Annotated in this window: 24 protein-coding genes and 1 pseudogene; 12 read left to right on the plus strand and 13 right to left on the minus strand. The window is 66.0% G+C overall.

The genetic code is table 11. From position 1 onward, the window contains the following. Window positions 1-329: 329 nt before the first annotated feature. Window positions 330-608 (minus strand): annotated as a pseudogene (locus ACIBJI_RS04035) (DivIVA domain-containing protein); the annotation flags it as partial. A gap of 485 nt (window positions 609-1,093) precedes the next feature. Between ACIBJI_RS04035 and ACIBJI_RS04040 the strand changes: the two are divergent. After that, window positions 1,094-1,408 carry an MFS transporter gene (locus ACIBJI_RS04040; RefSeq protein ID WP_364344346.1) on the plus strand — a complete coding sequence of 105 codons (315 nt, stop codon included), beginning with the start codon at window positions 1,094-1,096 and terminating at the stop codon, window positions 1,406-1,408. Window positions 1,409-1,532: 124 nt separating this feature from the next. On the opposite strand, the gene ACIBJI_RS04045 is transcribed toward ACIBJI_RS04040, so the two are convergent. The 5 genes from ACIBJI_RS04045 to ACIBJI_RS04065 all read right to left on the minus strand — a co-directional run bounded on the left by ACIBJI_RS04045 (window position 1,533) and on the right by ACIBJI_RS04065 (window position 7,171). Continuing rightward, window positions 1,533-2,669, minus strand: coding sequence for an Mrp/NBP35 family ATP-binding protein (locus ACIBJI_RS04045; protein WP_364344343.1), 1,137 nt, complete (start codon window positions 2,667-2,669; stop codon window positions 1,533-1,535). Window positions 2,670-2,688: 19 nt separating this feature from the next. Then, window positions 2,689-3,552: a lytic murein transglycosylase gene (locus tag ACIBJI_RS04050; protein WP_364344340.1), complete on the minus strand. Its 864-nt coding sequence runs from the start codon at window positions 3,550-3,552 to the stop codon at window positions 2,689-2,691. 140 nt (window positions 3,553-3,692) lie between these two features. Beyond that, entirely contained in the window at window positions 3,693-5,162 is a 1,470-nt protein-coding gene (locus tag ACIBJI_RS04055) for a lytic murein transglycosylase (RefSeq protein ID WP_364344337.1), read from the minus strand. A gap of 118 nt (window positions 5,163-5,280) precedes the next feature. After that, a complete protein-coding gene (locus ACIBJI_RS04060; protein WP_364344334.1) occupies window positions 5,281-5,874 on the minus strand; it encodes a DUF1003 domain-containing protein in 594 nt (197 codons plus the stop codon). Continuing rightward, on the minus strand, window positions 5,864-7,171 hold the full coding sequence (locus ACIBJI_RS04065) for a magnesium transporter MgtE N-terminal domain-containing protein (protein ID WP_364344331.1): 1,308 nt from the start codon (window positions 7,169-7,171) through the stop codon (window positions 5,864-5,866). The genes ACIBJI_RS04060 and ACIBJI_RS04065 overlap by 11 nt, the downstream gene beginning before the upstream one ends. A gap of 64 nt (window positions 7,172-7,235) precedes the next feature. Between ACIBJI_RS04065 and ACIBJI_RS04070 the strand changes: the two genes are divergently transcribed. From ACIBJI_RS04070 to ACIBJI_RS04080, 3 genes are read left to right on the plus strand one after another with little or no spacing between them, the layout of a single operon-like run. Further along, entirely contained in the window at window positions 7,236-8,207 is a 972-nt protein-coding gene (locus ACIBJI_RS04070; protein WP_364344328.1) for a CoA ester lyase, read from the plus strand. Window positions 8,208-8,219: 12 nt separating this feature from the next. Beyond that, window positions 8,220-8,711: a general stress protein gene (locus ACIBJI_RS04075; protein ID WP_062993263.1), complete on the plus strand. Its 492-nt coding sequence runs from the start codon at window positions 8,220-8,222 to the stop codon at window positions 8,709-8,711. 4 nt (window positions 8,712-8,715) lie between these two features. Next, window positions 8,716-9,297 (plus strand): suppressor of fused domain protein, encoded by a 582-nt coding sequence (locus tag ACIBJI_RS04080; RefSeq protein WP_397082949.1) that lies wholly within the window; start codon window positions 8,716-8,718, stop codon window positions 9,295-9,297. Between the two features lie 3 nt (window positions 9,298-9,300). Here the strand turns inward: ACIBJI_RS04080 and ACIBJI_RS04085 are convergent, their stop codons facing one another. Beyond that, a complete protein-coding gene (locus ACIBJI_RS04085) occupies window positions 9,301-10,377 on the minus strand; it encodes a magnesium and cobalt transport protein CorA (protein WP_364344321.1) in 1,077 nt (358 codons plus the stop codon). A 62-nt stretch (window positions 10,378-10,439) separates the two neighbouring features. Between ACIBJI_RS04085 and ACIBJI_RS04090 the strand changes: the two genes are divergently transcribed. The 4 genes from ACIBJI_RS04090 (at window position 10,440) to ACIBJI_RS04105 (ending at window position 14,843) form a co-directional block, all read left to right on the plus strand. Then, window positions 10,440-11,294 (plus strand): PHP domain-containing protein, encoded by an 855-nt coding sequence (locus ACIBJI_RS04090; RefSeq protein WP_397082951.1) that lies wholly within the window; start codon window positions 10,440-10,442, stop codon window positions 11,292-11,294. Next, window positions 11,291-11,557 carry a hypothetical protein gene (locus ACIBJI_RS04095; protein ID WP_364344315.1) on the plus strand — a complete coding sequence of 89 codons (267 nt, stop codon included), beginning with the start codon at window positions 11,291-11,293 and terminating at the stop codon, window positions 11,555-11,557. The genes ACIBJI_RS04090 and ACIBJI_RS04095 overlap by 4 nt, the downstream gene beginning before the upstream one ends. A gap of 50 nt (window positions 11,558-11,607) precedes the next feature. After that, a complete protein-coding gene (locus ACIBJI_RS04100; protein ID WP_397082953.1) occupies window positions 11,608-13,173 on the plus strand; it encodes an FAD-binding protein in 1,566 nt (521 codons plus the stop codon). 473 nt (window positions 13,174-13,646) lie between these two features. Continuing rightward, the gene (locus ACIBJI_RS04105; RefSeq protein ID WP_396957186.1) at window positions 13,647-14,843 is read left to right on the plus strand and encodes an NADP-dependent malic enzyme; all 1,197 of its coding nucleotides are present in this window, start codon (window positions 13,647-13,649) and stop codon (window positions 14,841-14,843) included. Between the two features lie 63 nt (window positions 14,844-14,906). On the opposite strand, the gene ACIBJI_RS04110 is transcribed toward ACIBJI_RS04105, so the two are convergent. Together ACIBJI_RS04110 and ACIBJI_RS04115 are read right to left on the minus strand one after the other, a co-directional pair. Further along, window positions 14,907-15,323 (minus strand): CBS domain-containing protein, encoded by a 417-nt coding sequence (locus ACIBJI_RS04110; protein WP_364344609.1) that lies wholly within the window; start codon window positions 15,321-15,323, stop codon window positions 14,907-14,909. A gap of 148 nt (window positions 15,324-15,471) precedes the next feature. Beyond that, window positions 15,472-16,107, minus strand: a complete 636-nt coding sequence (locus tag ACIBJI_RS04115) for a maleylpyruvate isomerase family mycothiol-dependent enzyme (RefSeq protein ID WP_397082955.1) — start codon at window positions 16,105-16,107, stop codon at window positions 15,472-15,474. A gap of 91 nt (window positions 16,108-16,198) precedes the next feature. On the opposite strand from ACIBJI_RS04115, the gene ACIBJI_RS04120 reads away from it, so the two are divergent. Further along, window positions 16,199-16,636 carry a MarR family transcriptional regulator gene (locus ACIBJI_RS04120; protein ID WP_364344303.1) on the plus strand — a complete coding sequence of 146 codons (438 nt, stop codon included), beginning with the start codon at window positions 16,199-16,201 and terminating at the stop codon, window positions 16,634-16,636. A 3-nt stretch (window positions 16,637-16,639) separates the two neighbouring features. Here ACIBJI_RS04120 and ACIBJI_RS04125 read toward each other — a convergent pair whose 3' ends face one another. The 4 genes from ACIBJI_RS04125 to ACIBJI_RS04140 are packed head-to-tail and all read right to left on the minus strand — an operon-like array spanning window position 16,640 to window position 20,068. After that, window positions 16,640-17,356, minus strand: coding sequence for an ABC transporter permease (locus tag ACIBJI_RS04125; RefSeq protein ID WP_397082957.1), 717 nt, complete (start codon window positions 17,354-17,356; stop codon window positions 16,640-16,642). Beyond that, window positions 17,353-18,015: an ABC transporter permease gene (locus ACIBJI_RS04130; protein WP_397082959.1), complete on the minus strand. Its 663-nt coding sequence runs from the start codon at window positions 18,013-18,015 to the stop codon at window positions 17,353-17,355. Before ACIBJI_RS04130 ends, ACIBJI_RS04125 begins: the two co-directional genes overlap by 4 nt. Beyond that, window positions 18,012-19,160 (minus strand): ABC transporter ATP-binding protein, encoded by a 1,149-nt coding sequence (locus ACIBJI_RS04135; protein WP_397082961.1) that lies wholly within the window; start codon window positions 19,158-19,160, stop codon window positions 18,012-18,014. Before ACIBJI_RS04135 ends, ACIBJI_RS04130 begins: the two co-directional genes overlap by 4 nt. Window positions 19,161-19,168: 8 nt before the next feature. Next, complete coding sequence (locus ACIBJI_RS04140) at window positions 19,169-20,068, minus strand: ABC transporter substrate-binding protein (RefSeq protein WP_397083064.1); 900 nt, start codon at window positions 20,066-20,068, stop codon at window positions 19,169-19,171. A 195-nt stretch (window positions 20,069-20,263) separates the two neighbouring features. Here ACIBJI_RS04140 and ACIBJI_RS04145 point away from each other — a divergent pair, with 195 nt between their 5' ends. The 3 genes from ACIBJI_RS04145 (at window position 20,264) to ACIBJI_RS04155 (ending at window position 23,671) form a co-directional block, all read left to right on the plus strand. Next, a complete protein-coding gene (locus ACIBJI_RS04145; RefSeq protein ID WP_364344291.1) occupies window positions 20,264-21,223 on the plus strand; it encodes a glycine betaine ABC transporter substrate-binding protein in 960 nt (319 codons plus the stop codon). A 218-nt stretch (window positions 21,224-21,441) separates the two neighbouring features. Further along, window positions 21,442-22,134 (plus strand): helix-turn-helix transcriptional regulator, encoded by a 693-nt coding sequence (locus tag ACIBJI_RS04150; RefSeq protein WP_364344288.1) that lies wholly within the window; start codon window positions 21,442-21,444, stop codon window positions 22,132-22,134. Between the two features lie 55 nt (window positions 22,135-22,189). After that, entirely contained in the window at window positions 22,190-23,671 is a 1,482-nt protein-coding gene (locus ACIBJI_RS04155) for a DHA2 family efflux MFS transporter permease subunit (protein WP_364344285.1), read from the plus strand. Window positions 23,672-23,723: the final 52 nt, after the last annotated feature.

Here is a 23,723-nt window from a genome sequence, read left to right on the forward strand (position 1 = left end):
GGGGGGAAGGTCGGTGGCTGCCGCGGGGCCGAAGGTGGCTGGACGGTCGGTGCTTGCGGGGTAACCGAGCCGTTCGGCGGGACAGTCGGAACCTGAGGCTGGACAGTCGGTATCTGGGACTGGCCAGTCGGGGCCTGGGGCTGGGTGGTCGTGCCGTTAGGTTGCGCGGTCGGTGCTTGGGGCTGGCCAGTTGGGATCTGGGGTTGGCCAGTCGGGGCCTGGGGCTGGGTGGTCGTGCCGTTTGGTTGCGCGGTCGGGGCCTGGGGCTGCTGGTGGGGCATGCTCGACTGGGGCTGCTTCGGAAGCTGGACGCCCGGGGCATGGGTGCCGCGCGCTGCGGCCAGTTGGAGCTGCAGCTCGTCGATTCTGGCGGCGAGCCGGGTAAGTGCCCAATCGACTTCACCGGCCTTATAGCCACGCACCACCTGTTGGAAGCGCAGGGCGCGCACATCCGCGCCGCTGATGCCCTCGGCGGGCAGCACGGTCGCCGTTGTTCCCTCGGGCAGTGGTCCGAGTTCCTCAGCTCGCCCGAAGACCGCACTGGCGAGTAGGAACAGCACCGCGGCGATCAAGCCGACGATCAGCACGTACAACAGCAGCGTGAGCATGTCCCCGAGCTTATTGGCCCACGCCGACACCTGACATCCGCCCGCCCGCGAAAAATGGACCTCGAATTGCGAGCGATCATGTCGTCGCCCGCCCGACCTGTGCGATCGCCCCGTCCATCCGAGTCGGGACTGCGCTGTTGCGGGGGTCGGGACTGCGCCTTTGCGGGAGTCGGCAATGCGCTGTTGCAGCCGACAAGGACCCGCGATTATGAAAAGCGTCGCAGGGCGGCCACACCGTGCGAAGGTGAGCTTCACCCAGCCGCCAGGGTGGCCCGCGATGCCTGTGTGGGCCTGCCGGTGACGAGTGCCCTCCATGGTGACTGTGCGGCCCGTCGTGGCGGCGCGGCGCGCGATGGCAGGCCGTTGTTCGCGATACCGGTGTGGGCCTGGGTTCGCCAGTGCGGTCCGTGGTGACCGTGCGGCCCGTCGTGGCTTGCCCGGCGTGCGATGGCAGATGTGGCATGGGGCGACATGTGCCGCCCGCGATGGCAGGCTGCAAGTATGTTCCGATCGGTCTCGCCCTGATCGGCACCGGCGTCGGGTGCACCGGCGTCGTGGGTCCATTGCTGGGCGGCGTACTCGTCGACAGCTTCGGCTGGCGGGCGCTGTTCTGGTTCGTGGCGGCGTTCGTTCTCGTGCTGACGCCGCTACTGCTGACCGTGGTTCCGGAATCCCCGGGCCGAGTGCCGGACCGGGTGGCCCGCGGCTGCGGGTGGCGCGTCCTATCAATACCGAGCGGCATACCCGCGAGTCCGCGGCGTCGCACTGCGGGTTTGTCGGCGGTATCGGTAGCGCCCTAGCGGCGGGTGTGGCGTGTGGTTATTGGTGGCGGGTCGTGTCGATTCCGGGTGGCATGCTCGCGAGTCCGCAGAGCGGGTTTGTCGTCAGTATCGGTAGCGCCCTAGCGGCGGGTGTGGCGTGTGGTTATTGGTGGCGGGTCGTGTCGATTCCGAGTGACATGCCCGCGAGTCCGCGACGTCGCACCGCGAGTTTGTCGGCGACGTCGAGCAGCGCCTTGGCAGCCGGATTCTCCGGGTCGCACAATACGATCGGGGTGCCCTCGTCGCCTGCCTCGCGCAGCCGCTGCTCGATCGGAATCTGGCCCAGCAGTGGCACATTCGCTCCGACGGCACGGGTGAGGCGCTCGGCGACGGATTGGCCGCCGCCGGAACCGTAGAGGTCCATTCGGGTGCCGTCGGGCAGATCGAGCCAGGACATATTCTCGATGACGCCCGCGATCCGCTGCCGGGTCTGCAGCGCGATCGCACCGGCGCGCTCGGCGACCTCGGCGGCCGCGGGCTGCGGGGTGGTGACGACCAGGATCTCCGCATTCGGAATCAGCTGTGCGATGGAGATCGCGACATCGCCGGTGCCGGGCGGCAGATCCAGCAGCAGCACATCGAGATCGCCCCAGAACACATCGGCGAGGAACTGCTGCAGCGCCCGGTGCAGCATCGGACCGCGCCACACCACCGGCGTATTGCCCTGGGTGAACTGCGCGATGGAAATCAGCTTCACATTGTGCGACTGCGGCGGCATGATCATCCGCTCGACCTGTGTCGGGCGCGCGTCGGTACCGAGCATCCGTGGAATCGAGTGGCCGTAGATATCCGCGTCGAGCACTCCGACGGACAGTCCGCGCGCGGCCATCGCGGCCGCGAGATTGACCGTGACACTGGACTTTCCGACGCCGCCCTTACCAGAGGCCACCGCGTACACGCGGGTGAGCGAACCGGGCTGGGCGAACGGGATAACCGGGTCGGCGGAGTCCCCGCGCAACTGCTTGCGCAGGCTGGTGCGCTGCTCATCGCTCATCACATCGAGGTCCACTGTGACCGCGCCGACGCCCGCGACATCGGCCACCGCCTTGGTGACCCGCTGGGTGATCTCGGTGCGCAGCGGGCAGCCCGCCGTCGTCAGGTAGACCTCGATATGGACATTGCTATCGGCACCGATCGCGATGCTCTTCACCATGCCCAGTTCGGTTATCGGTTTGCGGATCTCCGGGTCGTCGACCTTCGCGAGGGCTCCCCGCACATCCGCTTCCGTTACCACTGGCATGGCACGATTTTACGTTGTCTCAGATTCGCGGCAGGTCCCCGGGCTTAGGTGCGATGCCGGAGGCATACGATCCGGCCCACGCCATCACATTGGCGACATAGGCCATGGAGTTGTTGTAGCGCAGGATCGCCCGGGTCTGCTGGGTGAGATCGCGCATATTCAGCCCGCCGTCGCACAGGTACCGGCCCGCGGTCAGTGCCGCGTCGAACAGATTCTGCGGATCGGCGATGCCGTCGCCGTTACCGTCGGCGCCGTAGCGCTTCCAGGTCTCCGGCAGGAACTGCATCGGGCCGATCGCGCGGTCGTATCCGCTGAGTCCGTCCAGCGCGCCGCCGTCGGTATCGCGAATGACGTGGTTGCCCGCGAGGCTCCCGTCGAGCACGGGACCGTAGACCGGTGTCAGCGGATTGCCGTCCGCATCGGCCTTACCGCCGAAGGCGTGCGTCGATTCGACCCGGCCGATACCGGCGAGCATGTACCACGGAATTCCGCAGACCGGATTCTCGGCGGCGAGTATGTTTTCGGCGTTCTGATAAGCCGCGACGGCGACGCCGGGAATGCCGAGCGGCCCGGCTGGCAGTGCGGCCGGTTGCCTACCATCGGGCAGCGCAACGGTTTTCACGATCGGCGGCGCGCTCGGTGCCTGCTTTGCCATTGCGTTCGCGACGAATTCGGTCGCCGCCGGTTCCGCGGCGACCGATAATCTCGCCGCCTGGTTTTCTTGATCGTCCCCCGGAATGTGTTGCAGGACAGACGATTCGCTCGGATCGCCGGTGCCCGCGGACGCGGCGACAGCCACCAGTCCAGCGGGAACCAATCCGGTCAATGCGATAACGGAGCTGCGCTTGATCGTCGCAGGCGACTGCTTTCGGTGACGCCCCACTGTGCGGTGACCCTCCAATTGACTCGATAACGAGCCCTTCGTGATGGACGAAGTAGAGGGTACCGCATTCGAGACCTTTTTGTTACTGCTTCGTTATCGGGCCTCGGTGTGGCGTCGTCGCTTCGGTATCAGCCCTGGTCTCAGCCCTGCGGGGCCGGTACGGGCCCGGGCAGCGGGATCACGATGCCGAATGGCAGCGTGATGCCCGGGGCGGCCGGCGGCGGGGTTGCGGCTTCGGTCGGCGGCGGCTCCGGTGCATCGGCCACGCCGGGCTCCGGTGTCTTCTCCGGGGTGTTCTGCGGTGTTTCGCCCGGCGATTGCGCCGGATTCTGCGCATTCGGTGCGGGCGCCGGTTGGACGGCATCCGGTTGAGCGGGAGTGCAATTGGCGGGTTGCTGCTGCGGCTGCTGCTGATCCGGGTGCTGCTGGTTCTGCTGCTGAGGATCCTTCGGCTCGCCGTTTTCCGCAGCACCGTAGGTCTGCGCGGGTGCGATGGGCGACTGTGCCGGATCATCGGGTGCGGGCAGCTGCGCCGGGGCCACCTGCTGCGGATCGCATGGCGGCTTGGGTACCGGTCGCGGGCAGAAGATGCCACACGGGATCGGCGGCAGACCGGGGATGGTGATCATCACCTCGGTCGGTGTCGGGATGATCACCGTGTTCGGCGGCAGTTCGGGCTTGGTGGTTGTGGTCGTCGGTGCCGCCGAGGATGCGGCCAACATATCCGGGCCCGCCGTGATCGGCGCGGTACCCGGCGGGATGAGGTCGGGCGAGATGCTCACCTGGCTCGGGGTGCCGCCGGTGCGGTAAGCCGCCGACCAGCTCAGCACATTGGCGGCGTAGGCGAGGGAGTTGTTGTAGCGCAGCACCGCGCGCAGTTCCTGCTGCGGATCGCGCAGGTTCAACCCGCCCGAGCACAGGTACTTGCCCGCGGCGAGCGAGGCGTCGAAGACATTGTGTGGATCGGTGATGCCGTCACCGTTGCCGTCGGCGGCGTACCGGCTCCAGGTGCCGGGCAGGAACTGCATCGGCCCGATCGCGCGCACCGCACTGCCGTCGGCCGCCTTGATCACCTCGTTGCCCGGTAGCGAGCCGTCCAGCGCGGGTCCGAAAATCGGCGTCACGGTGGTGCCCGCCGCATCGGTGCGTCCGCCGCCCGCGTGCAACGATTCGATCCGCCCGATCCCGGCCAGCAGGCTCCACGACAGACCGCAGCCGGGCATCGAGGATTCCAGCGCGAGCTCGGCGTTGCGATATGCCGCGAGCACGATTTCCGGGATGCCGAGCGCGCCACCGGTGGCGGGCAGGGCGATGTCATGCAGCGGCACCGAACCCGCGAACAGCGGCGTGCCATCGGCAAGCGGAGTCATTGCTCGAAGTTTGCGGGGGGCCTCGGGTGTTACCGGAAGGAGACCAACTGTCCGGGACAATGCGGCCTCGCTGGTGTTGCCGGATGTTCCGTCGGCGACATCCGGGCCGGTCGACGCCGCGAGCAATGCCTCGGGGGCGGTATCGGGAGTGGTGGATTGGGTGGCATTGGTACCCGAGCCGGTGGCCACAAGACCAGCCACGACCAGCGCCGAGACGGTTATCGGAGCAGAGATTCGCATTCGGCCACACCAATCCTCTACGTCGTGAGAGCGCCTGTCCGGGACATCCCCCGCCCGTCCGCTCGGGACAACGTCGTCCAGGTTACCCGTGGGTCACAAGCTTGTTGAGCATTTCCTGTCAATCGTCAGCAACTGGCGGTGAAACCTGAACTGTGCCCGGCTTTCTGCCGGAGCTTTTCTTGCGATTGGCCTTCGGCGGTCTATCGGAGCTCGACTCGGAATCCGGTGACTGCGCGGCCTCGATCCGGTCCAGCACCTCTCGCATTTCCTCCAACTCCCGGCGCAAATAGTCACGCGTAGCAACCTCGCCGACCGCGATCCGCAGCGCCGCGAGTTCGCGGGCGAGGAATTCGGTATCGGCCTTGGTCTGGGCGGCCCGAGTTCGGTCCTCCTCCAACGACACTCGGTCCCGGTTGTCTTGTCTGTTCTGGGCTAACAGGATCAGCGGCGCGGCATATGCGGCCTGGGTGGAAAACGCGAGGTTGAGCAGGATGAACGGATACGGATCCCAGCGCAGCGCGATTACGAAGACGTTCAGCAGGATCCAGACGATCACCACAATCGTCTGGATCGCCAAATAGCGTCCGGTGCCGAGGAATCGGGCGACCCGCTCGCTGGAACGGGCCAGAGCCTCGGCGTCGTAGTCGAAGCGGAACCGGTATTCCAGCGGCGTTTCCAGCCGCTGGCGCGCCGGATTCTTCTCACTCGGCATCGACTACCCCCTCGTGGCCGACGACCGCGTCGTGGCCCGTATCTTCCTGCTCACGCCAATCCTCCGGTAGTAGATGGTCGAGTACGTCGTCCACACTGACCGCGCCGAGCAGGTGGTTCTCCTCGTCCACCACCGCACCGCAAACCAGGTTGTAAGTCGCGAAATAGCGGGTCACCGCACCGAGCGGGGCATCGGGGCGCAGCGGCGACAGATCGGTATCGAGAATGCCGCCGACCAGGTGTGCCGGGGGTTCGCGCAGCAGTCGCTGCAAATGCACCGAGCCGAGGAAGCGGCCGGTCGGCGTCGCGGTCGGCGGCCGCACCACGAACACCATGGTGGCCAGCGCGGGTGTCAGATCCGGATTGCGCACCCGGGCGAGCGCTTCGGCGACGGTGGTGGCCGGGGTCAAGACCACCGGTTTCGGCGTCATCAGACCACCGGCGGTATCGGGGGAGTGCTCGAGCAGCCTGCGGACCGGTTCGGACTCCTCCGGATCCATCAGTGCCAGCAGCGATTCCCGCTCGCCGGTCGGCAGTTCGCCGAGCAGGTCTGCGGCGTCGTCGGGATCCATCGCCTCGAGCACGTCGGCGGCCCGGCGCACCTCGAGGTGGCCGAGCAGATCGACCTGGTCGTCGTCGGGAAGTTCCTGCACGACATCCGCGAGTCGCTCGTCGTCGAGCGCGATCGCCACCTCAATGCGCCGCTTCTCCGGGAGTTCGCGCAGCATATGCGCGACATCGGCGGGGCGCAGGCCCTCGAACTGCTCGAGCAGTTGGGTGACGTCCTGACCCGGCCTGCCGATCTCGTACGGCGTCAGCCCGCTGACCTGCATCCAGTCCACCACGTGCACGGTCCGTCGGCGGCCGAGCCTGCGATGTCCGCGGACCGCGACCCTGGTCACCCGCCAGTCCCTGGTCCGGCTTTGTTCGATACCCAGATCGACAACGAGCACATCTACATCCGCCAGATCCGGCAGATCCGGATCAGCGACGCGCACCGAAGAATCCACGATCTGCGCCAGGGCGAGCATCTCACCGGGACGCTGGGTGAAGCGCCGCAGGCTCACCGTGCCGGTATTGAGCGCGACAACACCGGGTTCGATCGTGGTCACCCGCAGCATGGGCACGAAAATCCGGCGCCGGGACGGCAATTCGACGACCAGACCGTGCACCCTTGGTTGCTGGCGGTCGTAGCGGATGGCCACGACGACGTCCCGGATGCGGCCGATAGACTCGCCGTCCGGGCCGAGTACCACCAGTCCGGCCAGCCTGGCGACGTACACCCTGGTTGCTGCCATGGCTGTCAGGTTAGAGGGTTCGCGGACCGGTACTCGCACCATGCCACGATCGACGGGAGTGATCATGAAGCCGCGCCGCTCGGTGCTCGCCTGCCCCGGTAGCAGCAAGAAGATGATCGATAAGGCCAAGGGCTTGCCGGTCGACGAGGTCTTTCTCGATTTGGAGGATGCGGTCGCACCCGCCGCGAAGGCCGAGGCCCGCGCGAATATCGTGGCCGCGCTGAACGACACCGGCTGGGGTGAGCAACTGCGGGTGGTGCGGGTCAACGATTGGACCACCCAGTGGACCTACGCCGATGTGATCACCGTGGTCGAGGGCGCGGGTGCGGCACTGGACGCGATTCTGCTGCCGAAGGTGACCGACGCCGGTCAGGTGCAGGCGCTGGACTTGCTGCTCACCCAATTGGAGAAGGTCAGCGGGCTCGAGGTCGGACGGATCGGTATCGAACCGCAGATCGAGAACGCCATGGGGTTGCGCAATATAGATGAGATCGCCACCGCGAGCCCGCGGGTGCAGACCCTGGTCTTCGGTCCGGCCGACTTCATGGCCAGTATCAATATGCGCACGCTGGTGGTCGGTGAACAGCCGCAGGGCTATGACACCGGCGATGCCTACCACCACATTCTGATGACCATCCTGCTCGCCGCCCGTGCGCACGGCCTGCAGGCAATCGATGGCCCCTACCTGCAAATTCGGGATATCGATGGATTCCGCAGGGCGGCGGGGCGCACCGCCGCACTCGGTTTCGACGGCAAATGGGTGCTGCATCCCGGACAGATCGAGGCCGCGAACGAAATTTTCAGTCCGCGCCAGGCCGATTACGATCGCGCCGAGTTGATTCTGGATGCCTACGCCTTCCACACCTCCGAAAAGGGCGGTGCGCGCGGCGCGGTAATGCTCGGCGACGAAATGATCGATGAGGCGAGCGCCAAGATGGCTCAGGTAATCGCTGATAAGGGCAGAGCTGCGGGGATGCTGAGGTCCGCAGAGACGGGGACCACGCGTTTCACATCCCCGAACTCCGGCTCGGAATAGCAGAATAGAGATATGACGAATCCCTTGGGGAACTCGAATCGCGCGCGCCAGGGCTTGCCGACGCCGCCATCGGGCTGGCCGGTCGGCTCGTATCCGACCTATGCCGAGGCTCAGAAGGCCGTCGATTTCCTGGCCGACAACCAGTTTCCCGTGCAAGACGTGACTATCGTCGGCGTGGACCTGATGCAGGTCGAGCGCGTGTTGTACCGACTGACCTGGGGCAAGGTGATCGGCGGCGGGGTCGTTTCGGGCGCGTGGCTCGGCCTGTTCCTCGGCCTGCTACTGAGCTTGTTCACCACAAGCGGCGGGTTCGCGCCGGTGCTGGTCGGCCTGGTCGGCGGCATCATCTTCGGCGTCATCTCCACCTCCATCCCGTACGCGGCGACCAGGGGGCAGCGCGATTTCGCCTCCACCATGCAGTTGGTGGCGGGCCGCTATGACGTGCTGTGCGACCCGAAGTCGGCCGAGCAGGCTCGGGACATGCTGGCGCGGTTGGCGATCTGAGCGCATGGAGGTTGTGGACAAGGTCCGCGCCGAGGTGCTGGATCACTTCGGTGCCGCCTCGACGGGTGTCGACTCCGCGTCGGTGACCTTCCTCGGTCTCGAGCCCATCGAGATCCTGCGCATTTCGGGCGAGGAGCTGGTGCACTACGTGACCCTCGGCGGATCACGTCATCCCATGGGCGATCCCGGTGACCTGCATGCCGATCCGGTGCGCGGGCCGCGCGCCGAACTGGTGCTGACGCTGCGTGCCGGGGTCGGCCCGAGTTCCGGACTCGCCCGCACCCTCGGTGTACTCGTCGCGGCGCCCGCCGTGGAAGGTGTTGTGCTGCAGGCGGATGCGCTGCTCGATTTGGGCGAGCCGATGTGGCGCGACGCGCCGTTCACCGCGGTGTTGTTGGGACAGAGCGATATTCCCGAGGTCGCGCTGCCCGAACCTGCCGAACCGGTGCGGTATTTCGCGGTGGTTCCGGTGACCGCGACCGAGGCGGCCTGGGTGCGGGTGCGTGGTGCGCAGGCATTGCGTGATGCGTGGGCGGAGGCCGGAATCGATGTGCACGATCCGGCGAGAGGCGCTGCGTCGCTGTAGATCTCAGAGCCAGTTGTTGCGGTGGAAGTTGACATACAGGCCGGTGCAGATGGTCGCGATGAGCAGCAATACGGCCGGATAGCCCCAGATCTGTTTCAGCTCCGGCATATGCTCGAAATTCATCCCGTAGATCCCGGCGATCATTGTTGGCACCGCCGCGATCGCGACCCACGCAGAGATCTTGCGCATATCAGTGTTCTGCTGGACACCGACCTTGGCGAGCGCCGCGGTGATCAGTGCGCTGAGGGCCTCGTCGAAATCGTTGATCCGCTCGGCCACCGCGGTGTGGTGATCGCCGACATCGCGCAGATAGCGCCGAACCTCTTTGGGCAACGGCATTGCAGTGTTGCGGCCGAGTGCCTCGAGCGCGGTGCCGAGCGGATTCACCGCGCGACGCAGCTCCACGACCTCTCGCTTGAGCTGGTAGATCGATTCGATGGTCACCGTGCTGCGCGGCGTGAAGACCTCTTCTTCCATCTCGTCGATATCGTTCTCTACCGACTGCGCTACCGCCACATAGGAATCCACAACGTGGTCGGCGACCGCGTGTAGCACCGCGCCGGGACCGAGTATGAGCTGGTCGGGGTGATCCTCCAATTCTTTTCGGACACTGGCGAGTCCGGTGTGCTCGCCGTGTCGGACGGTCACCGTGAAATTGGGTCCGGTGAAGACCATGATGTCGCCGGTTTCGACGATCTCACTGACCGAGTGGATTTCGTGCGGGACGTAGCTGACGGTGCGCAGGACGAGAAACAAGGTGTCGTCGTAGCGTTCCAGCTTCGGCCGCTGATGAGCGTGGATGACGTCCTCGACGGCCAACGGGTGCAGGTCGAAGACCTTGGCGATATCGGCCATCTGGTACTCGTCCGGGTCGTGCAGTCCGACCCATACGAATCCGGTTCCGCGATTGCTGACCTCGGCCATCGCATCGGCATGGCTGAAGTGGCCGGGCAGGCGCCTGCCGTCGACGTACACGGCGCAGTCGACCACCGCACGCGCGGTGGGGACCGGGATACGGGGCAGTTGCGTCCGCGCTCGGCCTTGGCTGCGGAAAGACGGTAGCGGCGGAATCGATGGCACCGCCCGATGCTACGTCGCGTGCGCGTGCGTGCGCCCTGCGAGCGCACGGTATGAAAGAAGGCGTGCGCATCGACCTGCATACCCATTCGACCGCGTCCGACGGCACCGATACCCCGGCCGAACTCGTCCGCAACGCGGCGGCGGCCGGTCTGGATGTCGTCGCGATCACCGACCACGACACCACCGCCGGCTGGGCCGCGGCGGTCGACGCGCTGCCGAAGGGATTGACGCTGGTGCGGGGCATAGAGATGTCGTGTATCGGGCTCGGTGAGGACGGATGGCCGGTCCCGGTGCATCTGCTCGCATACCTCTTCGACCCGACCGACCGGAGTTTCGCCGACGAACGGGAACGTTTGCGCGCCGAACGGGTCGAGCGGTTGCGCGCCATGGCCGAGCGCATGCGCGCTGACGGACTACCGATCGATCCGGACGCGGTGCTGGCTTCGGCCGGACCATCGGCGGGGCGCCCGCATCTGGCACGCGCGCTCGTCGCCGCCGGTGTGGTGCCGACTGTGGACTCGGCCTTCACCGAATTGCTGGCACCGCACGGCCGCTACTACGCGGAGAAGGCGGATACGCCGCTGCGCCGGGCCGTCGAAATGATCGCGACCGCAGGCGGGGTCAGTGTGCTGGCACATACCCGGGCGCGTAAGCGCGGGCGGCTGCTGGCGATCGACGATATTCGCGAACTGGCCACCCTCGGACTCGGCGGGCTCGAAGTCGATCACCCGGATCATTCCGCGGCCGATCGCGCGCTGCTCACGGAGTTGGCTGCCGAACTCGGTCTCATCACAACCGGTTCGTCGGACTATCACGGATCCAACAAAACCATCCGGCTAGGTGAATTCACCACCGATCCCGCGCAATTCGAGGAACTCGCGGGCAAAGCGACGGGCGTGCCGGTGATCGCCTCGTGAGAGTGCTGCGCGGACTCAGCGGAATCGTCGCCGGTGGGATGTTCGTGCTGGCCCTGGTCGTTGTGGGTACTGCGGTAATCGCTGCTCGGCGTGGCTTTCCCGGACCCGGCGGCGAATCGGTGACCTGGCATGTGGTCACCTCGGCGATCGGCCTCGGCGCACAGCTTTTTTCGGATCGACATCGCGGGTTGGCAGCTTTTTCCGGATCGGTGGTCGTTTTTATTGTCGCCGCGATATTGCTGTGGACGCAGTGGTGGAGCTGATAAATCTGTAATGGTTGCGGCCGCGTGAATTGTGGCCGAACATTTCTTTTGTGACGGATTTCGAGACGGATGTGCTCGTGCTCGGCGGTGGTCCCGCCGGGACCTGGGCCGCCATCTCGGCCGCCGCCGCGGGCGCACGGGTTGCGCTCGTCGACAAGAGCCGCTGTGGTGCGAGCGGGCCGACCGCCGCCGGGACGACTTCGCTGTGGAATATCCCACCGGGCGCCGCGCGGGATGAGGCGGTGCGCCGCGCATATGCGCACGGCGGCGGGCTCGCCGAACCGGAGTGGATGCTGCGGGTGCTCGACGAGACGCACCGGCGGGTCGAACAGTTGGTGGCCTGGGGTTATCGGTTTCCGGGTGAGGCCAACGGTGGCACGTCATTGCGCGTATGCCTGGACGGCGCGGGCTATCTGCTCCGATTGCGCCGCGGCCTGCTCGAAGCCGGGGTGCGCATTCTCGATCATCATCCCGGGCTGCAACTGCTCGTCGATCGTGACGGTGTGGTCGCCGGTGCGGTCGGTGTGCAGCGGCACAACGGCTTTCGGCCATGGACCATCCGGGCCGGGGCCGTCGTCGTCGCCACCGGCGGCTGCGCCTTCCTCTCCGGCGGTGCGGGCACCGATGTGGATACCGGCGACGGACTGCTGCTGGCCGCCGAGGCGGGCGCGCGACTGTCGGGCATGGAATTCTCCAGCGCCTACGGTCTCGCACCGGCTGTCTCCCGCGACAGCGCCTTCGCTCCCGGGCTTGCTCTGCATTTCGCAACGCTCTACGACGAATCCGGCACGGAGATCACCGGGCATCGCTCCGCGGCATTCAACGCGATCGCCGATGGCCATCGGATCTACGCGGCCTTGGACGATGTGCCGTACCCGGTCCGGCGCTGGCTGTCCAGACAGGGATTGGTCGACCATACCCGCCGGGTGCCGTTGCGCGCGGTGCTCGAGGGCACGGTCCGCGGGACCGGTGGGTTGTGCATCGCCGGGACGGACTGCGCGACCACGGTGGCCGGACTCTACGGCGCGGGTGATGTGATGACGCGCGAGCCGATAACCGGCGCGGTCGGCGGCTTCGGCGGTCAGGGCGGAGCATGGGCCATCGCCTCGGGCGTATGGGCGGGAAAGGGCGCCGCGCGATTCGCACGTGGGCGCGGCGTGACCGGTCCGGTGCGCGAGGTGGCCGGTGCGGGACTGAATCCGGTGGCTCGCATCGATCCGCGCGCAGTGGTCGGGCTGGTCCAGGAGCACACGTTGCCATTGCGGCGCAGCTACTGGCGCAGCGCCGGGAGTTTGCGCGACAGCATCGGTGAACTCGATGCCATGTGGCCGGGCGCCGAATTCGACCTCGGCGGCTTCGGCGTGCAACGGTTGCGGGCCAGACAGGCGGCGGCGCTACTGGCGGTGGCGCGCTGGACCAAATACAGTGCGCTCGCGCGCACGGAGAGCCGCGGTATGCACCGGCGCACCGATCATCCCGGCGCAGCGGCCGCTTGGCGGGTGCGGCTGACCTCCGGCGGACTCGAAACGGTATGGGTACGCTCGGACACACGCCAGGCAGTTGCCGATATGATGCCCGCCCCGGAGCTCACCGCTGCCGATCCGCTGCCGATGTGACAGCTCACCGGATACGGCAGCCGAACTGCGAGTTTCTGCTTACTCCCTGGTAATTCCAGCGACCTACCCTCGAAAGATGACGCCAGGCCGGGACACGACACGCCGGTTTGGCAATGCGTCCGTCCGGCTGGCAGAATGTTGCGGATTCCCGCCTACGCCACCGCCGGGTTCGGGAACAACGGCGATCACCGCCTCGCGACGCACCGTCGCGACCCGAGGATCCCCATCGCTAGCGATTGCTTGCGGGTCGCTTGAAATGATCTGCATGTTCTACACGGACACACCCGTCCGGCTCTCGCTCTGCGGATCAGTGCCGCGCCACGTTTCGATATCGGATCATCGGATTTCCGGTGCTTTCGTTCCGACGCGAAACGTCCCGGTCAGCGCACTCGATGAGCGTGTGAAATACCTAATACCCATTACCCGGCGGTAACCCGTTCCCCGGCTTGTCCGACCCGATCAGGAGTGAAATCGTGTCACCTGTGACTGACGCAGCGAATGCCACCGCAAGCCTTTCAGAAATCACCCAAGAAGAAATTTTCGCGGGCCACCTAGGCGGCAAGCTCTCGGTCGAACTCACCGCACCGCTGGAGACCCAGCGCGACCTTTCCATCGCCTACACCCCTGGCGTTGCGAAGGTCAGCCTGGCCATCGCGGAGGATGAGGCGCTGTGCAAGCGCTACACCTGGACCGACCGGCTCGTCGTGGTGGTCAGTGACGGCACCGCGGTGCTCGGCCTCGGCGACATCGGCCCGCGCGGTTCGCTGCCCGTGATGGAGGGCAAGGCTGCGCTGTTCAAGAAGTTCGCCGGACTGAACTCGATCCCGATCGTCCTGGACACCAAGGACGTCGACGAGATCGTGGAGACCATCATCCGGCTGCGCCCGAGCTTCGGCGCGGTGAACCTGGAGGACATCTCGGCGCCGCGCTGCTTCGAGATCGAGCAGCGGCTCATCGAGGCCCTGGACTGCCCGGTCATGCACGACGACCAGCACGGCACCGCCATCGTGGTGCTCGCCGCCCTCAACGGCGCGGCCAAAGTGCAAGGTCGTGCCATCGACGACATGAAGGTCGTGGTGTCCGGCGCCGGTGCGGCCGGTGTGGCGTGCACGAATATCCTGCTCGCGGCGGGCGTCAAGGACGTGATCGTGCTCGATTCCAAGGGCATCGTCAACATCGAGCGCGGCGATCTCAACGCGGTAAAGGCCGAACTGGCACAGCGCACCAACCCGCGCGGGCTCGCCGGTGGTGCGGCCGAGGCGCTGGCCGGTGCCGATGTGTTCCTCGGACTCTCCGCGGGCACCATCGCCGAAGAGCTGATCGCCTCGATGGCGCCGGAGTCGATCGTGTTCGCCATGTCGAACCCGAATCCGGAGATCCACCCCGATGTCGCGCACAAGTACGCCGCGATCGTGGCCACCGGGCGCAGCGACTTCCCGAACCAGATCAACAATGTCCTCGCGTTCCCCGGCGTCTTCAAGGGCGCGCTGGACGCGGGTGCGCGCCGCATCACCGAGGGCATGAAGATCGCCGCCGCCGATGCCATCCTCAGCGTGGTCGCCGATGAGCTCGCCCCGGACAAGATCGTGCCGAGCCCGCTCGACCCGCGGGTCGCGCCGGCCGTCGCCGAGGCTGTGGCCGCCGCCGCTCGCGCGGAGGGCGTCGCGTAATTCGACCGAAAATACGGGGCTGCTCACTCGGTGAGCAGCCCCGTATTGCGTTGTGCGCGTTGATCAGTGGGGAACGAAGACCGCCGAAACGAATTCTGCGATTTCGGCATCGCTGAGGTTCTTGGCGATATCGGATTCGCAGATCATGCCGACGAGTCGCTTCTTGTCGTCGATCACCGGCAGTCGTTTGATCCGGTCGTGCTCCATCATGTCCAGCACCTGACGGACATCGGCATCGGCCGATATCCAGCGCGGGGTGCCCTCGGCCAGATCCCCGGCCCGGATCTTGCTCGGATCATGGCCCATCGCAATGCATTTCACGACGATGTCGCGATCGGTCAGCATGCCGACAAGCCGGTCGTCGCTGCCGATCGGCAATGCGCCGATATCCAGCCTGCGCATCATCTGCGCGGCCCGATCCAGCGTTTCGTCGGCGGGGATCCACTCCGCGTTTTCGTGCATGATGTCGCGCGCCTTCATAGAGCGACTTTTCACGGTACGCCTCCTGGTCTCGGATGAGTGATCCCGCAGAATTCGGCTCCGCGATCGAGCGAGCATCCGCGAAGCAAACTTCTGCGGCCACGTCACATCGTGACCCATGTCACATCATTGGTCAATGCCTGGTCGGTCAGCGCAGGCGAGCGGTCATCGACGCGACGCTGTCGCCGGTGAGCAGGTCCATTGCCGCTGTGCGGCCGGTGGCCAGGAGTAATAGCGCGGTGATCGGGCCGTGGATCTCGGGTCCGCTGCCGTGGGTCCAGTCGACGTCGGAGGCGACCAAGCGGACTCCGTCGAGGCGGTGTTTATCCCATACCGGCCATCCGATGGTTACCGCATGACCGGTCGCGGCCGCCGCGGCCGCTGGTTCGATGCCGATCGTGCGTGCCAGCGGTATCGCGATGTCCTGGCCGTGCACCATGGTGTCGAACAGGATGTTGCGATAGTTGGTGAGCTTGGGCAGCTCGCGGGAGCCGGCGTTGTCGCGGATCGCCGAAACGATTTCTGCGGCTGGATGTTGCGCGTAGCGCCTGGTCAGGTCATCGATGAACCGGTTGTAGTTCCCGCGCGCGCGGATCCCGGTGCCCAGCATGACGCCGATCGAGGGTGGTTGTGGTGTCAGCGCGATGTGTGCGGCGACCTCCCGGACTCGCCAGCCCGCGCACAACGACTGCGTTTCCCATTCGTCGGCCGAGAGGTCGGCCAGCAGGTCGGCAATCGCGCGCCGCTGCTGTTCGATGGTCTGCCAACAGGTTTCGCGGTCCATAGTGCGCTCCCCGGGGTTCGGACCGCACGTAGGATTGGTCAGATAGGCTTATCAATGTAGTAAGCTTATTTGACCAAAGTCAAGGAGCGGGATGGCCGACGGCGATATGAATGTGGGCCTGCTGATGTTCATCGCCCACCGATCGATGGAGGACCGGATCTTCGCCGACCTCGCCGAGTCCGGATACGACGATGTCACCGTCGCCCAGGGGCGGCTCGCGGCGCGTATCGGCGCCGATGGCAGCCGCCTGACCGAGTTGGCCGAGCAGGCCCAGGTCACCAAGCAAACCGCCGGATTCCTTGTCGATCAGCTCGAACGCGCCGGCTATGTGCGGCGGGTGCCGGACCCGAGCGACGGTCGGGCGCGGTTGGTCGTGCTGTCCGAACGCGGGGTGAAGATGGCGGCGTACGCGAACTCCGTCGCCGACCGGATCGAGGCCGAGTGGGCGACGCACCTCGGTGCGCAGCGCATGCGGCAGTTGCGCGACATATTGGCCCGGCTGCGCGAGATCACCGATCCCTATGCCTGAGCCCTAGTCCGTGGTCTGCAGGATTCCGGCGGGGGTGACGGGCAGCTGAGAGGCGCGGCGCAGGCGACCGGTGCCGGGGGCGCTGGCCCAGACCGCCAAGGCCAGCAGGCCGTCCATAACCATGGCGAGGACCGCGACCAGCAGTGCTCCCACGAGGACGCGGTCGTAGCGGTAGACGGCGATGCCGTCGAAGATGTAGCGGCCGAGACCGCCCAGGTTGACGAAGGCGGCGATGGTGGCGGTGGCGATGACCTGGAGGGTAGCCCCGCGCAGACCGGTGAGCAGGATCGGCAGCGCGTTGGGGACCTCGACGCGGAAAAGGATCTGGCGCTCGGTCATGCCCATGGCGCGTGAGGCGTCCACGACATCTGTCGCGACATTGGCGATTCCGGCGTAAGCACCGGCCAGCAGTGGCGGAATACCGACCGTGACGAGTGCGAGCAGGGGCGGAATCAGGCCGAGTCCGAGGCCGAGCACCAGGAAGGTCAGCAGGCCGAGGGTGGGCAGGGCGCGCATGGCGTTGGCGAATCCGACCAGCACCGCGGAACCGCGGCGGGTGTGCCCGATCACGAGCCCGAGCGGGACCGCGACCGCCGCGGAGACGACGACGGTCAGGAAGCTGTACCAAAGGTGCTCGGCGATGCGGTGTTGGATACCTGCCGGGCCGGTCCAGTTCGCGCTGGCGGTGAGGTAGTGCCAGGCATCGATGAAAAGGTTCATGTCGCAGCGCCTTTCGCGGTCCTGGTGTCCGCACGCGTCCACGGGGTCGCCCAGCGTCCGATGGCGTACACCAGGCGGTCGAAGATCAGGGCCAGCGCCAGCGTGACGATGATGCCCGCGATGATCTCGTCCGGATAGTCGCGCTGATAGCCCTGGGTGAAGAGTTTGCCGAGCCCGCCGACCCCGATCAGCGCGCCGACCGAAACCATGGCGATATTGGTGACCACCACCACGCGCAGGCTGGAAACGAAAACCGGTATGGCCAACGGCATATCGACGGTCACGGTGCGCCGCAGCGAACTGAAGCCCACCGCGTCGGCGGCGTCGATGACCGTGGGCGACACCGAATCCAGCGCCGTCGGCACCGCGATCACCAGCAGCGCCGTCGAATACACGGTGAGCGCGATTATCACATTCAACGGATCGATGGTCGAAATTCCGGCCAGCGGCGGAATGATCACGAACAGGGCGAGCGACGGAATCGTGTACGACAGGCTGGCCACCGTCACCGTGACGCGCCGCAGCCAGGAAATCCGGCGCACCAACGCGCCCACCGGAATCGCGATGATCAGCCCGAGCAGTAGCGGCATCAATGCGAGATAAAGGTGGGTCCTGGTGAAACCCATGATCTCGGAGAAGTTGTCGATCAGATACTTCATGCGTTTTCGGTTTCGAAGAAATGCCGATTGCGCTCGTCGTCCTCCAGTGTGCGCTGCCCGGCGAGCTGCTCGAGTACTTCCGGAGCCCGGATACCGCCACGGGCCGCACCGAAATCGTCAACGGCGACACCGATTCCCGACGGCGAGGAGATCGCCGCGTCCAGCGCCTGCCGGAGATCGCCGTCCGGCGGGAAGAGTGAACCACCCGCGGCGATGCTGTCGTGCAACGCCCGCCCGGCCCGAATGCTTTCCACACCGGTGACATCGATCCACCCGCGCGGAACACCGGAATCGGTGACCACCAATACCCATTCGCCCTGGTCCAGGCGCAATTCGGCGAGTTCGGGTTCGGTCGCGGTGTGAATCTCGTGCAGTGTCAGGCTATCCGCGCTGCGGAACGACAGTGCGCGATAGCCGCGATCACGTCCGACGAAGCGGGCCACGAAATCGGTTGCGGGCGCGGCGAGTACGCGCTGCGGTTCGTCGTACTGCTGCAGGACGCCACCCGGTCCGAATACCGCGATCCGGTCGCCGAGTTTCACCGCCTCGTCGATGTCATGGGTGACGAAGACAATCGTTTTGTGCAATTCGGCTTGCAGCCGCAGCATTTCGGCCTGCAACTCCTCGCGCACCACAGGATCGACGGCACTGAACGGTTCGTCCATCAACAGCACGGGCGGATCGGCGGCCAGCGCCCTGGCCACCCCTACCCGCTGCTGTTGTCCGCCGGAGAGCTGGGCCGGATACCGGTTGGCCAGCGATCGGTCCAACCCGACCCGGTCCAGCACCTCGAGTGCGGCCATACGGGCCGCGCGACGCCGAACCCCCTGCAGCACAGGCACTGTCGCGACGTTGTCGACGACCGTGCGGTGCGGGAGGAGTCCGGCGCTCTGGATCACGTAGCCGATACCGAGCCGCAGCTGCACTGGATTCACCGTCGAAATATCCGCGCCGCCAACGGTGATGGTGCCCGAACTGGGCGTGATCATCCGGTTGATCATGCGCATCGAGGTGGTCTTACCGCAGCCCGATGGTCCGACGAAGACGGTGAACGAGCCGGATTCGATGCGCAGCTCGAGTTCGGAGACGGCATGCGTGCCGTCGGGATAGGTCTTGCTGATACGACTGAATTCGATATCGGACACGCTGGCTCCTACCCGGTGGGCTTGTTCAGCCCCTGGGCGGTGACCCACTGCTGTGCTGCGGCCTTGGGCTCGGTCTTACTGCTACCGGAGACCGCCTCGTTGAGCTTCAGCAGCTCGTCGGTAGTGAGTTTCGCGGAGACAGCGTTGAGCGCGGCGAGTGCTTTATCGGTCTTCTTGCCGGAATTGAACAGCGGCACCACATTCTGGGCGGGGAAGTTGTGCTTCGGATCCTCCAGCACCACCAGATTGTTCTGTGCGATCGCGGGAGAGGTGGTGAAGATATTGGCCGCGGTTACCGTGCCCTCGACGAGCGCGCGCACCGTCGCGGGCCCGCCGCCGTCGGCGATCGGCACGAAATTGTTGGCGGCGATATCCAAGTTGTAGTTCTTCTTGAGACCGGGTAGGCCGCCTGCGCGCTCCTGGAATTCGGCGGGCGCACCGAACTTCACCTCGGCCGAATGTGCCGCCAGATCGGCGATGCTGTGCAGATTCCAGCGTTCGGCGGTGGCCTTGGTGACCACGACGGCGTCCGAATCCTGGCCCGGAGCCGGAGTGCCGACGGCGAGATCGGAGCCCGAACCCGTGGAACCCAGTGCTTTCGTGAGGGCGGCGTCGATATCACTGGAACTGGTCGCGGTGGCGTTCTTGTCCAGGTACTGCAGCAAGTTGCCGTTGTACTCGGGGATCACCGAGATCGCGCACTGGCGCAATGCCGGGATATAGGCCTCGCGACTACCGATATTGAGTTTGGTGTCGACATTGAATCCGTTGACGCGCAACACTTCCGCGTAGATATTCGCGACCGTCTCCGATTCCGGGAAGTTCGCCGAGCCGACGGTCAGCCCGTCACCCTCGCAATTGCCCTTGGCCGCAAGCGGATCGGAGTTACCGCAGGCGGCCAGGATCATGGCGGCGGCCAGTGCCGCGGCGGCGACGAGAATGCGGACGGCACGCAGCGTCAGCCGCAGCGCGAACCTCCCGTGCCGCGCGGCACCGGGGTTGATCGTGGTTTTCACTGGAGTCCTTCCGGCATGACGAGCAGTGCGAGAAGCCGTGCACGCACGGCCACCCGGTACATTCTGGTTGTTCATATTGCCCGCTGCATGCAGTTCCTGTTCACTACCGAAGGTTGGTGTCGCCGGATGGGGTTGGCCGCGTCGAGGCGGATGCTGGCACGGGTCGTGGTCGTCACGGCCCTCGGCCTGGTTGTTTCCTGTGGAAGCGACGATCCGGGCCCGACGATAGCGGTCGGCGCGGGCGATTCGATGGAATCGAATCTGCTTGCGCAAATTTATGCGGGCGCGTTGGCGCGGGCCGGTGCGCGCACCTCGGTCACCGCCGATCTCGGTGGTCGGGCGGACTATCTGGCCGCATTGGACGCGGGCACGGTGACGGTGGTCGGCGACCAGAGCGGCGAATTTCTCACCTTTCTGAATGCCGATGCGCAGGCGCGCAAGCCCGAGGTGACGACCGATGTCGCGGACAAGTCCGCATCGGTTCGACTGTCGGTGACTGAGGAGTTGAACCGGTCGCTGCCGGAGGGGCTCGCGGTCTCCGATCCGGCCGATGGCACCGATATGCGGGCTCGGGTGCTATTGACCGAAGCTGCGGGCAAGGACGTGCGGTCGCTCGGCGCGCTCGCACCCCGGTGTGGCGAAATCCAGGCCGGGGTGGCACCGGTGCCCGGTGTGCCGCAAACGGCGCCCGTGCGGATTTTCGGTTGTGACTTCGCCGCTACCAGGCCTTATCCCGATGCGACGGCGCTGCGAAAGGCATTGCTGGACGGTGAAATCCAGGCCGGAATCCTGACCGGGCCGCCCGCGCTGGTTCCCGGTGCGACCGATGGGCTGACCGTCCTCGCCGATAACGACTACGCGGTGCGGGCCGAGAATGTGCTCGCGGTGTACCGCAAAGGTCTGCTCGACGATCGGCAAATCAAGAAGCTGAACTACGTCTCGGGTGAGCTCACCACCGATGAGTTGGCGCAGATGATCGGCAAGGTCCGCGAAGGTGCCGCTACCGCAGAGGTGGCACGCACCTGGTTGGACAACCACGCCCTGTAGAGAATCTCCTGGTCACGACGGCCCGGGCGGTTTGCGCCCGGGTCGTTTGCTATGTCGCCGATCACAATTCCGCTCGATGTCGCGGGCTTGTGGCCGGACTGTTCCTCGCCGTATATTCCACGTGGAGTATTTGATGTGGAGTATGTCGGTGGCTATGGCTATCGTGCTCCGAGGATTCGATCTCGCATCCGCGAGTGTTGTGCAGGAGGTGACCGAAAATGGGGGAGCATGCGCGCCCGTCGGTGACGCCATTGGCGATCGCCGTGCTCGCGCTGCTCGACGAGCGGCCCATGCATCCCTACGAGGCGTATCAACTGCTGATCGCCCGTCGGGAGGACATCCTGGTCAAGGTGCGGCCGGGTTCGCTCTATCACACGGTGACGCGGTTGGCCGACCAAGGAATGGTGCAGGCCGAAGGGGTCGACCGGGACGGGAATCGGCCGGAGCGCACCACCTACCGGATCACCGAAAGCGGCCGGGCGGCATTGCGTTCCCGCATCGCCGAGATCCTGCGCAATCCCGGACGGGAATACCCGGTTTTCCCGGTCGCGCTCGCGGAGGCGCACAACCTGCCCGCACCGGAAGTGCTCGCGCTATTGCGGGAGCGGGTCGAGCGGTTGGCGCAGGACCTCGCCGATGTCGAGATGATGAGCCAGTGGGCGGGTGTGCACGCCGTGCCGCGTCGCTACTGGATCGTGCTCCCGTATATACATGCCACCGTCGCGGCCGAAATCGCGTGGGTTCAAAACCTCATCACCGAACTCGACAGCGGCGAGATGGAATGGGACGAATTCGACCCGGCCACCGGCGTCCGCATAACCGAACACCAGCACCCCTGGTCCGACCAGGACCGTTCCGAACCACCCCCGGTGCCGCGCCGCTGGAACGAAACCAGCGCGTCACCGCCCTGATGAGTACCGATGTGCACCGCCGCCGGTACAGACATCCGAGATAGGAACCAAATCCATGACCACTCAACGCAATCCGTGGCTAGCGCTATTCGCGCTGGTCGTCGGCTTCTTCATGATCCTGCTGGATATGACGATCGTCGCGGTCGCCAATCCGGCGATCATGCTGGATCTGCAGGCCGATATTTCCCAGGTCATCTGGGTGACCAGCGCCTACCTGCTGACCTATGCGGTGCCGCTGCTGGTCACTGGTCGGCTCGGTGATCGCTACGGGCCCAAGAACCTGTACCTGGTCGGTCTGGCCGTATTCACCGCCGCCTCGCTGTGGTGCGGTCTGTCCGGATCGATCACCATGCTGATCGCCGCGCGTGCCGTACAGGGTCTCGGCGCCGCGCTGATGACGCCGCAGACCATGGCGGTGATCACCAGGACCTTCCCGCCGGATAAGCGCGGTGCGGCCATGGGTCTGTGGGGCGGTGTCGCCGGTCTTGCCACACTGGTCGGCCCGATCCTCGGCGGTGTGCTGGTCGACGGGCTCGGCTGGGAGTGGATCTTCATCGTCAATGTTCCGGTCGGCGTCGGCGCCTTCGCGCTCGCGGTCTGGTTGGTTCCGGCGCTGCCGACGAATGAGCACAAGTTCGACATTCCGGGTGTGGTGCTCAGCGGAATCGGTCTGTTCCTGCTGGTCTTCGGTATCCAGGAGGGCAATACCTACGACTGGTCGCTGCGCATCTGGCTGATGATCGGCGCGGGTGTGGTTGTGCTCGCGGTATTCCTGGTGAATCAGTCGCGCAATGCCGGTGAGCCGCTGCTGCCGTTGGGGCTGTTCCGTGATCGCAACTTCGCGCTGTCGAATGTGGCCATCGCGACCATGGGGGCCGCGGTCACCTCGATGATGGTGCCGGGGTACTTCTACCTGCAGGCGGTGCGGGAGATGTCACCGACCAAGTCCGCCCTGGTCTTCGCGCCGATGGCGATCGTCACCGGTATCTTCGCACCGATCATCGGCAAGTTCTCCGACAAGTTGCATCCGCGCATCGTGCCGACGCTCGGATTCATCGGATTCTCGGCCTCGATCTTCTGGTTCGCGGCCGCGATGACGCCGCATTCCTCGCTGGTGTGGTTCCTGCTTTCGGCCGCGCTGGCCGGTATCGCCAACGCCTGCATCTGGGCGCCACTGGCTTCCACCGCCACGCACAACCTGCCGATCCAGCAGGCCGGCGCGGGCGCGGGTGTCTACAACACCACCCGCCAGGTGGGTTCGGTACTCGGTAGCGCCGCGATCAGCGCCTTGGTCTCGGCCCGCATGAGCGCACATGGCCTCGGCGGCGGCAAGATCTCCGAAGGCGGTGCGGGCCAAGGCCCCATCCCCGAATTCGTCAAGGACGCCTTCAGCACTGCCCTCAGCCAAGCCATCCTGCTCCCCGCGGGCATCCTGGTGGTCGGCGTAATCGCCTCGGCCCTGTTCATCCGCCACGGCCAATCCGCCGCAACCGGTCCGAAGACCGATCTGGCCAAGGTCGACACCGTCGGCGTCTGAGTCGTCGGTATTGCGCCCCGCGGGCCGATCGGCCCGCGGGGCGCAATGCGCT

Origin of the sequence: Nocardia sp. NPDC050408, assembly GCF_044458905.1 — a bacterium.
In the GTDB taxonomy this organism is placed as follows: domain Bacteria; phylum Actinomycetota; class Actinomycetes; order Mycobacteriales; family Mycobacteriaceae; genus Nocardia.